The 12,727-nt window shown below is 56.1% G+C and carries 13 protein-coding genes; 7 read left to right on the forward strand and 6 right to left on the reverse strand.

Translation table 11 applies throughout. The annotated features are described in order from the left end of the window. The first annotated feature begins 173 nt into the window (after positions 1-173). Together D3871_RS10975 and D3871_RS10980 are read left to right on the forward strand one after the other, a co-directional pair. Positions 174-740 carry a hypothetical protein gene (locus D3871_RS10975; RefSeq protein ID WP_147376776.1) on the forward strand — a complete coding sequence of 189 codons (567 nt, stop codon included), beginning with the start codon at positions 174-176 and terminating at the stop codon, positions 738-740. Between the two features lie 138 nt (positions 741-878). Continuing rightward, positions 879-1,583 carry a UPF0149 family protein gene (locus tag D3871_RS10980; RefSeq protein ID WP_119770028.1) on the forward strand — a complete coding sequence of 235 codons (705 nt, stop codon included), beginning with the start codon at positions 879-881 and terminating at the stop codon, positions 1,581-1,583. A gap of 81 nt (positions 1,584-1,664) precedes the next feature. Here the strand turns inward: D3871_RS10980 and D3871_RS10985 are convergent, their stop codons facing one another. The 5 genes from D3871_RS10985 to D3871_RS11005 all read right to left on the reverse strand — a co-directional run bounded on the left by D3871_RS10985 (position 1,665) and on the right by D3871_RS11005 (position 7,771). Beyond that, a complete protein-coding gene (locus D3871_RS10985) occupies positions 1,665-3,455 on the reverse strand; it encodes a glycoside hydrolase family 2 protein (protein ID WP_119768921.1) in 1,791 nt (596 codons plus the stop codon). A 129-nt stretch (positions 3,456-3,584) separates the two neighbouring features. Next, on the reverse strand, positions 3,585-5,792 hold the full coding sequence (locus D3871_RS10990; RefSeq protein WP_119768922.1) for a family 1 glycosylhydrolase: 2,208 nt from the start codon (positions 5,790-5,792) through the stop codon (positions 3,585-3,587). Between the two features lie 392 nt (positions 5,793-6,184). Further along, the gene (locus D3871_RS10995; RefSeq protein ID WP_119768923.1) at positions 6,185-6,838 is read right to left on the reverse strand and encodes a DUF2799 domain-containing protein; all 654 of its coding nucleotides are present in this window, start codon (positions 6,836-6,838) and stop codon (positions 6,185-6,187) included. Between the two features lie 67 nt (positions 6,839-6,905). After that, on the reverse strand, positions 6,906-7,406 hold the full coding sequence (locus D3871_RS11000) for a glycine zipper 2TM domain-containing protein (RefSeq protein ID WP_119768924.1): 501 nt from the start codon (positions 7,404-7,406) through the stop codon (positions 6,906-6,908). A gap of 134 nt (positions 7,407-7,540) precedes the next feature. After that, positions 7,541-7,771 carry a hypothetical protein gene (locus D3871_RS11005; RefSeq protein WP_119768925.1) on the reverse strand — a complete coding sequence of 77 codons (231 nt, stop codon included), beginning with the start codon at positions 7,769-7,771 and terminating at the stop codon, positions 7,541-7,543. Positions 7,772-8,656: 885 nt separating this feature from the next. On the opposite strand from D3871_RS11005, the gene D3871_RS11015 reads away from it, so the two are divergent. Continuing rightward, positions 8,657-9,064 (forward strand): hypothetical protein, encoded by a 408-nt coding sequence (locus D3871_RS11015; protein WP_147376777.1) that lies wholly within the window; start codon positions 8,657-8,659, stop codon positions 9,062-9,064. An 84-nt stretch (positions 9,065-9,148) separates the two neighbouring features. Here the strand turns inward: D3871_RS11015 and D3871_RS11020 are convergent, their stop codons facing one another. Then, positions 9,149-9,439 carry a hypothetical protein gene (locus tag D3871_RS11020; RefSeq protein WP_119768928.1) on the reverse strand — a complete coding sequence of 97 codons (291 nt, stop codon included), beginning with the start codon at positions 9,437-9,439 and terminating at the stop codon, positions 9,149-9,151. Between the two features lie 418 nt (positions 9,440-9,857). Here D3871_RS11020 and D3871_RS11025 point away from each other — a divergent pair, with 418 nt between their 5' ends. The 4 genes from D3871_RS11025 (at position 9,858) to D3871_RS11040 (ending at position 12,727) form a co-directional block, all read left to right on the forward strand. Beyond that, positions 9,858-10,112, forward strand: a complete 255-nt coding sequence (locus D3871_RS11025; RefSeq protein WP_147376778.1) for a hypothetical protein — start codon at positions 9,858-9,860, stop codon at positions 10,110-10,112. 380 nt (positions 10,113-10,492) lie between these two features. Continuing rightward, positions 10,493-10,801: a hypothetical protein gene (locus tag D3871_RS11030; protein ID WP_119768930.1), complete on the forward strand. Its 309-nt coding sequence runs from the start codon at positions 10,493-10,495 to the stop codon at positions 10,799-10,801. A gap of 449 nt (positions 10,802-11,250) precedes the next feature. Continuing rightward, entirely contained in the window at positions 11,251-11,391 is a 141-nt protein-coding gene (locus D3871_RS30190) for a hypothetical protein (RefSeq protein ID WP_158597909.1), read from the forward strand. A gap of 142 nt (positions 11,392-11,533) precedes the next feature. Further along, positions 11,534-12,727 carry a mechanosensitive ion channel family protein gene (locus D3871_RS11040; RefSeq protein ID WP_233575578.1) on the forward strand — a complete coding sequence of 398 codons (1,194 nt, stop codon included), beginning with the start codon at positions 11,534-11,536 and terminating at the stop codon, positions 12,725-12,727.

The raw sequence follows: 12,727 nt of genomic DNA on the forward strand, positions 1-12,727 counted from the left end.
ATTTATTCGCGAGAAATTGTTTGTATTGTCCTCCACCCTTGCGTAGCCGCCTTTTTCAGCTGACTGCGCTTTTGCTGTCCCTGGCTCTTCACATCGGACTCAGCCTTGCGATTGGCAAGAGAAACCACGCCACTCCGTCAATACCTGCGAAGCAGATGGAAATCGGGCAGGCAATGACTGTTTGGCTGCATCTACCGACAAATGCTACCCACAATGAAATATCGTCTCCGGCGCTCCTGAACAACACAGGTATTCCGATAGAGCGCCCGATGCCGGATGCAAGGCAGGCAACCGTACAACCAAGCCCGTCCGAGCTTGCCGCTCCCTCCCTCACGTCGCCCATGGTTTCCGATACCGTTGCTGAGGAGCGGCTTGCGCCTGCATTGCTGGAAATCCCGGAGCCACCGTACCTGGAAATCAGCCAGTTGACGGAAAAGCCTGATCTGATCGAAGACATTCCTGCCGACAAGGTAAAACAGGTGACTGATGTTCCAGTGGAGCCGGTCATTGCGAATTTGTTGATCAATGAAGCTGGCGGTATCGACAACGTCGTCATCAATGACCCCGCGCTTTCGGAAGAAATCAGGCAATTTATTGTCGACTCTTTTGCCGGCGTACGTTTTCATCCCGGAAAAGTTGGCGCCTTGCCGGTCAAGAGCCAAATGGCTATCGAAATCAGGCTGGATCCACCCAAGCCGGCTCCCGCACCCGTACCGGTAATAGTACGGACCTTGCAATAGTGCTTTTGTCCTCTTTGTTATCAGCGGCGTTACGCAGGCTCAGTGCACTATGATCGGCACGCCGGAATGCATCCGGCGTCGGATATGCGTCTACAATGACGCATTCGGCAGGCATGCTGCCACTCTCTTTTCATGATCATGCATCTCGACGAACCCCTCTCCGATAAAGAATTCAAGGAACTCGACCAGTTCCTCCTCTCCGACCGTTGCGCCGACGATGGCATGACGATGGATTCGCTGCACGGCTTTCTGACCGCGCTTGCCATCGGTCCGGAAGAAGTGTTGATGGCCGAATGGCTGCCGGTCATCTGGGGATCGCATGGCGACAAGGGCCCTGCCTTCAAGAACGCGAAGGAAGCTGAGCGCATTACCGGCCTGATCGCGCGCTTCATGAATGAAGTGGCGATCACCTTCGAAGTCGCGCCCAAGGAATTCGAACCGCTCTACTGCGAGCATGAAGTCGATGGACGCACGCTGCTTGATGCCGATGCTTGGGCATGGGGTTTCTGGGAAGGGATCGACCTGCGCGCGGAAGCGTGGGAGCCGCTCTGGTCTTCCGATCTCGCCGAGATGGCGCGCCCGATCTATCTGCTTGGCGCAGAAGAGATCGAGGAAGAGGAAATGGCACTGGTGGACGATCCGGTCAAGCGCCACAAGCTTGCCATCGAGATGGAAGCTGCCATTCCGCATATTCACCGCTTCTGGCAACCGCATCGCAAATCCGCCGTTCAACAGGTGCAGCGCGACGCGCCGAAGGTGGGCCGCAACGATCCCTGTCCTTGCGGCAGCGGCAAGAAATACAAGAAATGCTGCGGAGCCGACCAGGCCGATCCCCAATCTTGATATGCCGCCGTGAGCCCAAGGCCGTGTGCGGTTCACCCGTGCGGCTTGCTACTGCAGCTTTACCGCCGGACGACCAGGGCTTCAAATTCCATACTGCATTTTCGCATTCGGCTTGACGTTGCGGGTCGCCGCATAAATGTCGGACAACGGCAGCTTGGGTGAACGGTCCGCGGTCAGCAAGCCGTTTGCCTCTTGAAAGGTGTCGGCAAACTGGGTGTAGCAGAATCCGCTGAACATCGGCGCTTCGTTAATGACTTCCAGCAAGCGCCGATAGATGCTCAGAAATTCCTGGTCGCTGTCGGCCAGCGAATACCCCCATACATTCTTGACGCCAGGCTCCGGCTGTTTGGCATAGGTGATGCCGCCGAATTCGGTCAGGATGATCGGCTGCCCGCGGTGCGGATAGCCATCCAGCGTCAGGATGCGGCCGCCGGGGCGCCTGCGATCGAACAATTCCTGCGTCGTCACCTTTGACGAATAGCGGGCCGCAATCCGTTCTGGATCTCCGTCATAGTCATGTATGCCGAGCAGGTCGGTCGCCGAGGCTTCCCAGCCATCGTTACCAATTACCGGACGCGTGGAATCGAATGTGCGCGTCAGATGATAGAGCGCTTCGACCGCGTTGCGATGGGCCTGAGTGGACGTCAGGTTCGGCACGCCCCAGGATTCGTTGAACGCAACCCAGACGATGATGCAGGGATGGCTGTAATCGCGCTCGATGACCTCGCTCCATTCGCGCACCATGCGGTTGATTGCCTGCGGCGTAAAACGATACGACGATGGCATTTCTTCCCACACCAGCAGCCCGAGGCGATCGGCCCAGTACAGATAACGCGGGTCTTCGATCTTCTGGTGCTTGCGCACGCCATTGAAACCCATGGCTTTGGCCAATTCAACATCCTTGCGCAACGCAGCGTCCGAGGGCGCCGACAGCAGCGTATCGGGCCAGTAGCCCTGGTCGAGCACCAGCTTGAGGTGATATGGGCGACCGTTCAGCATGAAGCGGTCCCGGTTGATGTTCACAGAGCGCAGCGCAGTGTACGACTTGATCTTGTCGATCACCTGATCCTCGTGCCACAGCGTGACGTCGACATCGAGCAGCGTCGGATGCTCTGGACTCCAGAGCAGTTCATTACGCGAATCGTCGATGCCCGGGTCGGACAAGGCGATCTTACGATGCGCTTCCCCCCCGATCACCTTGTAATGATCGTCGGCGAGCATTTTTTGTCCATGCCGGATTTTGACTTCGACCGACAAGTCGTCTTCCAGATCGCCCGCGATAAAAGCCTCGCAACCGATTTCAAACCCCTCGAAGTGCGGTGTCCAGCGCAGTCTCTGGATATAGGTGCGCGGCACGCGTTCCAGCCATACCGCTTGCCAGATGCCTGTGGTCCTTGGATACCAGATCGAATGCGGTTCGAGTTGCCAGTCCTGCTTGCCGCGCGGCTTAGCCAGATCGAGCGGATCATCTTCGACAAACACCGTGACCGTATGTCGGCTTTGCTCGCCCAGGGCATTGGTAATGTCTGCATAAAAGGAACTGTGACCGCCTTCATGTTCGGTGACCCTATGCCCGTTGACCCATACCACGGCACGGTAGTCGACAGCGCCGAAATGCAGCAGCACGCGTTCGCCCTGCGGCACGATGTCGAATTCGTTCTGGTACCAGCACGCGCGATGGAAGCCTCGATCCCCTACCCCGCTGGCTTGCGATTCCGGAGGAAATGGCACCGTGATATCGTGCGTCCACTGGATGGGATTGCTGGGATGCGTGTATTTCTTTTCGCTATCGAAGGTAAATTTCCACTGACCGTTCAGCGATTGCCAGTGCTCACGTACCAGTTGAGGACGCGGGTATGCGGTATCAGCCATTCTTTTTCCTGTTCCGTTATGTGGTGAGTGCTACCACATTTGGAGTGAAAGCCGGCGTGGCTGTTCCCTGCGCGCCTAAAGATGCCATCGGGCAAACTGCCGGCATCGACTGATACAGCGTAAACCAGATCAGGCAGCCTCGCGCTCGGATGGCGCGTCGCTCCATGCGACCGTGTTTTCCTGCACATAGCGTTCTATTGCACTGGTAAAGCTTGGCAACAACAGGCCGCGCTCGCTGGTCAAGGCTGTCATGCCGCGTTCTGCGCCCTGCACCCTGATGAGCATGCCCGTATCAAGGCCGGCCTGGCGTGCAGCGCGCTCGGCGAACTCGTACCACGAGATGGTGCCTTGGTTGGCGAGATGCCAGATGCCGCCGACGCGATCAATCAGCAAATCGATCGTGGCATGGGCCAGATCGGGCACATAGGTCGGCGAGACCTGGACCTTGTCGCTGGCTTCTACCGGACGGCCAGCAACAAGGTCGCGCAATACTGCATGGACGAAGTTATAGCGGTCCCACGGACTGAAAAAGGCACTGGTGCGCACGACCAATGCGTCAGGAAATGCCTGGATCACCCTCTTTTCCGCCTCTGCCTTGCTACTGCCGTAGACGCACAGCGGCGAGACTTCATCGCTCTCTACATAGGCGCGTCCGAGGCTGCCATCGAATACAAGATCGGAAGAAAAAGTGACGTAGGGAATCCCCAGCTTTGCACAGGCATGTGCCAGCATTTCGGCGCCCGCCGCGTTTTCACGGAAGCAGCGTTCGGACTCGCGTGCCGCATCAGCCACGCGCACATAGCCGGCTGCATTGATCACAGCCCAGGGCCGATGCCTTCGCAACGCCGCTTCGACCGATGCGGTATCGGCAATATCCATTTCGTCGCGTGTCAGCAAGTCATGGGCAAGGCTGCGGTGTTCGCATACCCGTGCCAGCGCGCGTCCTAATGTACCGCGTCCGCCGGTAATCACCAGTTTGCGCGCGGACGCGCTGATATGGGGCGCGCCTATCGGTTGCGGTGGCGGCGCAAAGAAACGGTCTTCGCGATGCCACCAGCCGACTCCATCCAGCACCGGATGATCGAATGTCCCTTCGCGCACCAACGATGACACCGCGCCTGCCAGGGCGGTCGGACGTATGGCGCCGCCGCGTACGTCGAATACACCGCTCTCGTAGAAACCGTTTTGCTGGGTCAACAAGGTATTCCAGTCGACGCATCCAAAAAGCGACCATGCGGTGACAGCACGCACGTCCGCACCGTCGGCGCGCAGATTCTGCGCGGCCTGCCAAACCTGCCCAAGCCAGCGCAACTGGTCGTCGCGCGCACCGCCGAGATGAGCTTCGGTGACCACGATAGGCAACCGATAGCGCTCCCATACTTCACGCAAGCGCGCCTCGGGTCCTGTCAGTCCGATCGTCTGATAAGCGCGTGTGGCATGGACATCCACATAGGGCACCGCGTCGGTATGAAATGCCGGCGGATAATCGCGGAACCGGTGATCGAGAAAACGTTCGCTGGTGACATAGTGATTGATGCCGATGAGATCTGGTACGCAAGGCTGACCGACAAACTCGGCCAGTTGCGCCGCATCGATACCGGCCTCCAGAAACGCCTGGTGCCACGGGTGCGAACGAGAAATCTTCCCGCACAACAAATCGAATGACAGCCAGCGACGCTCATTCTCAAAATCTGCCTGGTGTTGCAAGCGTGGAAGGCAAAAGGTTTTTCCCATGTCTTCGGTCTGCACCAGTTGGGCATCCGGGATGATGCTGCGGATGGCACGCATCGACAGCAAGATTCCGCGACATTCCTGATAAAGCGCTCTGAGCATGGCTTCCTGACTTCGGGCATGGGGATACCAGTGGCCATACAGCGCGCTGAATCGCGCCGTCGTCAGCGGCTCATTTACCGGAGTAAATAACTTGATCCAAGGATAGCGTTCAGCGACGCGCAGCGCATGCTTGGCCAGCTTTTCAGGGAATTCCGCATCTAACAAGCTCGTGTATGCCGGACCGCTGCCGTGATGGACCAGTCCAGCGATCGGTGCAATACCCAGGCCATGGAGGTGGGCCATTCTTTCATCATGCCAACCCCAGTCGCAGACATCCGGATGGTCCGGTGCAATCGTTTCCCAAAGGATCGGATAACGCAGTGTGCGAATGCCGAGGGCGGCAATGGCGTCGAGGTCGGATAGCCGGTTTGTGTGGCCGGTTTCAATGGCTTGGCTTCGGAATTTGTCTTGAATGCGAACGATGGTGCATTCGATTCCACCCCACAATTCCAGGGGCGCTTGGATAAGGGAAAAAGGCTTGCGATTCGAGGTGAGAAGAGTCATATCCACAAGTCGGTTAGATAAGAGATGGATTGAATGATCCGGACTTGTCTCCTGACCGTGGCTGATGAACATCAAGGCCGGACAAGATCACTCGCGATTCCAGTCCGCGTGGCGCATGTCGTCGGGTATTCAGCAGATTGCCGGAAGCAGCCGTCTCGGTTGTCCTGGAGGAAATTCGGAGATGGGTCTTAGCAAGACAACGACGGATCGGCAAGCCTGTAGTGCCCTGCCCCGCCAGACTGGTCCGAATTACCCTCTGCTGCACATTGTGGGTGTTTCATTAACCAAGACTATGGAAGTCTGTTAAATGTTCCTTGATATTCGATCAAGAATGGCGCGAGGAGGACCTGATCGGAGCATGCTTTGGGCGCCGATAAGTCAGAAAGAAGGGGTTAATAGCCGAAATCACGTAATTGTATTTGCAAATGATGCTGCAAACGGTTCGCTTCGCTATAAAGATAGTTGTTTTCGCGGCCAAGCGAGTTCTTTTGATCGAGCAGGCGATTGTAGTCGTTAAGCAGGGCCGCGCGCCGCTCGGCGGGCGGATTGTCCCTGTCCAGTTCACGCCGGATTTTTGCAATCTGTTCATCGTTGCGTCGCATCTGGCGCTGGTTCCGTTCGATATGTGCATGTCGATTCGACAAATCCCGTTCCATTGCATGAACCTGCGTACCCCGCAGGTGCTGGTCCAAAAACCCATATTTCAGATGTTCCGGACAATCCCCGGCATTGGCTTCATTTCCGCGCCGGCCGACGGCAAAGCCGTTATCCGGCCGGCAGTATCTCAGCAGGCCTTGCTCACGGCCGCGAAGATAATCGTCGAGATGCGGTCGGATGCCATATTCGGCACATGCCTTCGCATGATCATTGATACGGCCGGCCGACACGCCGGAAGCACCGTCACCAAAACCAATCTGCCGCCAGTCCGCTGTCTTGCATTGCTCCGGCGACAGGCTCGCGCAAGACGACAAGAGCATGAAGGAGGCATATGCAGCGATGCGGCGCCAGGAAGGCGCAGGTGCATCGGAGAAGGGAAGATGCCGCATGACGGATGTCTTTCGGTGATGAACAACGAGGGGGAGATCCAGGAGAGGCCTGAACCGGCCATCCCGATTACATGCGTGGTGCCACCGATACGCGCACCCGCAGGCGATCGCCAGGGTCGTAAGGCATGATGCTGGTATAGGTATGGCCGTGGTATTCGTAGGTCACCGCATAGCCGTTGTTGCGGGTTTGCCAGTTATCGATGGTCCGGCACTGACGTACTGGCTGCTGCTCGGTCACAATTGTGCCGTTGCTGTTTTCCATTCGGTCGCCAACAATGGCGCCGGCAATGGCACCGGCCGCAGTGGCAACGGTGCGTCCGCTGCCGCCTCCCACCTGGTTACCCAGAATGCCGCCGGCCACACCGCCGACAATGGAGCCGCCCACGCCTCTTGACTGACGCTGTACCGGGACGTACTCGGTCCGGCATTCCTGCTGGGGATAATTGACTTGCTCTACTTGCGGCGTAACACTCAGTACGCGCGCATAGTCTTCGAAATCGGCGGCTAGCGCCGTCGAACCAGTCGCAAATGCAAGCACGACGCCTGCTGCGACAGAAAATCTGGACATAATTTGCCTTTCGGTAAAAACGACAATGAAATGCTACGTCGTTCAACGTGCAAAGCAAATAAATGTACTACAGGAAAATGTAACGACATGTATCGAAATTTGCCTTTTCCGATATTGCCTGGCGACTACATTTTTTAGACGCCTGCAATGCCGGGTTGCGTTCCGACCGAGCGTGCCATTTGAACCAGCAAAGCGCCCTGCACCATCGAAAGCGCCACATTGCTGCCCATCTTGAAACCGCGCATCGCTGCCGCATCCATGAGCGTCAAAACCTGCTCATGCGTAAGATGCTGATAATCGTTTCGTCCAAACAAGACATCACGGTTGCGCGTATTGAGTTCACTGATAATTTCATCCGGCGTCATGTCGGCTCCCGAAGGTTCAATGACTTGTTGATCATGGTGCTAAATTGATAACAAGTTTGCTCCAGTAGTTGCCATGCGTTCTGCGCCAATTCGCATGCTCTGCATCGAAAAATTGTGAACGCTCAAAAATTGTTAAAACTCCAACAGCGGACCAACGTGCTCAGGCACAGCGAAACTGATCGAGTCGGATGAGAAGCCGGGCAAAGCAACGATACCTGGCGGTATCAGGCTGAAGGATTATTGAACGCTTCTTCTTCGACACGATAGTCATCTGCGCAGGATTTGTTGCAAAAGCGCTTGATGTTGTCGAGCGGCTGGTTGCAATACCAGCATGCGCCTTTAGGCTTCAATGCTGCGACGCTTATTCCGCCTGCAAGCTCGGTTTGCCTCCGAGGTTCGCTTTGCCCGTCAATATGATCTGCATCATTCATGATTCAGCCGCCGCTCCAAAGCTGTTACCAATTGCGCCGAAAGACAAATTGCAGCCAGTATAGTGCTATATGACGCCGGCATCGAACAGTAATACCAGTCCCAACCCCTAACGTGATGTGACATCGCGTCTTTTTCCGGGGGCGCCGAGCCGCCTGCCTGCGTTGCACTCGTCGTCAATAGCACCGCTATTGATTCCTCCTGCGCCATGCCGGTCGAAAAAATCCATCGATTTCATTTGTCCCGTTACCGGTCGGGATTGGTATAGGACAAAAATCCGGGACCGCTCGCATTCGGTCAGCCGGTGTAAACGCCTGGCCGATTTAAGCAGGATGCATCCAGCGGAACGCCTGCGAAACGTCGTGTTTCCCCAATGAACTTTTTTCGGCAGTGCCGCGTCCAACGACTCAAAATCCACAGGGAATATACCCCACATCATGATGCCAGGGAGGTCGCGTGTCAGCAGTACTTGATTCGAATGAAATTGTGTCGACAGCCGGTTCCAGGTCGACAGCTATCGAAATCCGCGAAGGCGACTGGAAGGCCTACCTGTACTGTATCAATCGCAGCAAGGAGACTCCGGCAATCATCGAGCGCTATGGCAGCGCTGACGCTTACAAGCGTGCCTGCGCACTCGCCTATCTCGGCAAACGTGCCCAGCTTCATGGCGGCGTATGCAGCACCCGGCATCCGCATGTCATGACGCCGCAATTCATCGCCGACCTCGAATTGACAAATCGTACAGCGCGCTTCAACCGCTATCCGTGGTTACGTGCACTAATGACGCTGCTTGCCGAAATCGAACAGATACAGGATCAGATATCGAGCACCAACGTCATCACTCTGGTGCCCTCGTCAAAGTAAGCCCGCTCATTGGACGCGTAGACATCAACGAGCGATTGCCTCCTTCAGCGCGATTGACAACCCGTGTCCGGGCCCCGGCTTTATTTATACGGCTGGCGGCCGCACCTCATGTTCAACCTGCGCGGTTTCATCGCCGACCTTGCTCATCCACGCCTGTTCCCAATATACCTTCTGTTCACTAGTCGGTTCTTCAAACCAGACTACTATCAGCGTCCCCTTGTGATCGTGCAGGTGTGACAGCTTGCCAAGGAACTGCTGATCACCGACGCCATCGGCAACGGCCAATGCGTAACCGTACACACGGTTCAGGCGTTCAATCCTGTCCGGCTCGGTATTGCTGTTGGTGGCACTGATTTTGGGGTGGTCCAGGTACATCTTTTCGTCTCCATGAGAAGGCCAGATCCGTATGCGCAGTGGATGCGCATACGGAGGTGAAGTCTGTTCTGATGATGATCTGCAGTCGAGCCGCTTCGATCATGGTACATCTTGTGTTGCATTTGCCAGCATATCACTGTTCATATGATGGTAACGATTCCGGGAACGATCGCTGCGTCGGCCGGATATCCTTCGCCACATGTTAGCTTCAGACGAGCGGGAGCTGACGTTATTCCAGACTCCTGCATAAAAAGTGCGGCAGAGGCCCGTACCAATCGAATCATTCGTGCAGCACCTGCGCCATGTCGCATATATAGCGTCGAGAAGTTGAGTGGTGTCAAAACTTCCATGTATTGGCTCATTACCATCAAGCACATCGAGGTTCCGTTTCTGCAACCCTCAATCTATGGAGACAACGATGCACAGAACAATGTCGGAGCCACGCGTCGCGGAAGAAGGCGTGACCTTTACGGTCGAAGTCGGTTTCGTCGATCGCGAATGCGTAGTGTCAAAGAATGCCCTCGCCCATCTGCGCCGCATGAAAGGCGGCCAGCTGGATTTCATGGAAACCTACCGCACATTCGAAGACCAGATCCATAGTGTGGCGCGCCGCCTCGTTGTGGCAGGCGTCAGCGGTTCCCCACTCGTATTGGGCGCAGCCTATTTCGTTTAGTTTGTTAGCTGTAATACCAATCCTGACCCATAACATGACATGAAATCGCGTCTTTTTCTGGGGGCGCCGAGCCGCCTGCCCGCGTTGCACTCGTCGTCAATAGCACAGCTATTGACTCCCTCTGCGCCTTGGCAGTCGAAAAAATCCATCAATTTCATTTGTCACGTTATGGGTCAGGATTGGTATAAGGCGTCGATTCGCATAAAAGCGTGTAATAAGCATACGCGGACTGACGCTCGTCTTTATCAGGTTGTACGCATTACGCAAGTACACACTCTCGGGCGGATGCAGAAACAAGCATCTCTGAGAATTATCAAAAAGACATCTGAGCGAATAGTCAGAATAAACCTCAGATCGAACCACAATGGGGAATAGTCCACATGAACCAAGCTAAAGAAATGAACGCGTCAGAACAGTTCCAATACGATCCCAATCATCTCTTGGAATCGTTGATCGAAAAGCTGAACCTGAAAAACGATGCGGCTCTCTCTCGCGCACTCGAAGTCGCGCCCCCACTGATCAGCAAGATCCGCCATCGCCGCTTGCCGGTCGGCGCCTCGCTTCTGATCCGCATGCATGAAGTGTCGGATCTGAGTATCAGGGATCTGCGCCAGTTGATGGGCGATCGTCGCAACAAGTTCCGCATCAGCGACAAGCAGTTCAAGCCGAAGACCAGCTCGCCGTCCTGACGTTCGCCATCCCCGCACTGGCGGCTACTGATCTTATGCCGCCGTGCTGCGATCGACGCAGTTGTCACAGCTTTTCGACAAGTCCTCTGCGCCAGCGACAAGCGTACACGGAGTGGCGGTGGCAGGAGAGTTGCCTTTTCATGGCAAGGTTTTGGCAGGAACGTCTTTCTTGCGGTATCTCATGGGCTACTGCATGAATCTATGGCGGCAGCCCGGTCGCAGGCGGTGACTGCAGCGATATGATGCCGAAGTACCGGTCCTCAGCCATCGGCAGGCCACCATTGATCTGCAAGCAACAGAAAACAACGCAAGACACGCGCGCTTTTTATGCGTCAGTGTGCAGACCGCCAACGGTATACCGCATGATGCAAATCTCCTCTTCACTGAGGTCGCTCAAGGTCTTCCTGTACAGGCGCGATACGATAAAGCCAATTGTATTGGAGCAGATCATGTCGAAATTTGAAGATCATCAGGTGCCGCCAGACCCTGTCCCAGGCGATCCGCCGACCCCTGACCAGAGTCCCACTCCAGACGAAGACCCGGTCCCTGACCACAATCCGGTTGCCGCTGAAAACGCAAAGGCCAAGTAGCCTTTTCCTTCCCAGGAAAAGTCGTCGTGGCGGACATAGAACCGCACAATGATTTTTCCCATGACGGTTTTATTCTTGCTTTGCACGCACGGTCGCCGGCGTAATGCGCGCAAGCCAATCCTTCCCTTGCAATTGATGGACGATGCTGGCCATTCGTTGGCGTTTTCCATTGCATCGCCACCACCGTGAATCGATGAACAATCCCTCGTCGGAATGGCTCGATGCTATCGCACTCACTGTAGTGCCGTGGATCCTGCTCATTAATCATATGCCGTGGATCGGTGTCGTGGTCCAGCTGCTGATCGCCGTGCCGGTGGTAGCGGTGATACATAGCGTTGCGGTGAATATCCTGCAGCGCCTTGCCGCATCGCTGCCCTATTCGCGCCGGCTTGTGCAATATGGACATCGCGCCGCAGGCACGGTTCTTTTCCTGCTAATAGCACAGGTCTTGCTGCGCAATGCGGCCGATAGCCTTCCGGGTATTGCGACGGCCAGACACGTTGCGGCGCTTGCATTGATCGCATCGGTCACCTGGCTGGGAGTTCGATGCGTACGTGCAGTGGCGCATACCATCATCGAATTCAATCCAGCCGATGTCCCCGATAACCTGCAGGCGCGTCGTATTCAGACCCAGACCCGGGTGCTGGCACGTTCGGTCATGGCAGTCATTATCCTTATCGGCACCGGCACTGCATTGTCGACCATGCCCATCCTGCGCCAAATCGGCACCAGCCTGCTTGCCTCCGCAGGCGTAGCCGGCCTGGTGGTCGGCTTTGCCGCAAAGCCGGTACTGGGCAATCTCCTCGCGGGAATGCAGATCGCATTGACTCAACCGATCAGGCTGGAAGATGTGGTCATCGTTCAGAACGAGTGGGGACAGGTTGAAGAAATAACCGGCACCTATGTCGTCGTGCGTATCTGGGATCAGAGACGGATGATCGTGCCGCTGCAGTGGTTTATCGAAAACCCTTTTCAAAACTGGACGAGAACGAATTCCGACATACTGGGTACGGTGACGGTATGGGCCGACTATCGCATGCCGGTAGAACCACTGCGCCTTGAAGCTGAACGCATCTGCAGCAAAGCACCTGAATGGGACAAGCGCTTATGCCTGACGCAAGTGGTCGACGCCGGTGAGCGCGCGATGCAGATACGCGTTCTGGTCAGCGCCGGCGACGCCGGCCGGTCATGGGATTTAAGATGTCGTGTGCGCGAAGGGTTGATCGATTTCGTTCAACGCGAGTATCCGGAATACCTTCCGCGCATGCGTGCCGAAGTCCTTGCCGAAGGACCGATGCGCTCACCATCCGATACGGACGATGCAAGGTTGACGTAG

This window comes from Noviherbaspirillum saxi (assembly GCF_003591035.1).
GTDB classification, from domain to species: Bacteria; Pseudomonadota; Gammaproteobacteria; order Burkholderiales; family Burkholderiaceae_D; genus Noviherbaspirillum; species Noviherbaspirillum saxi.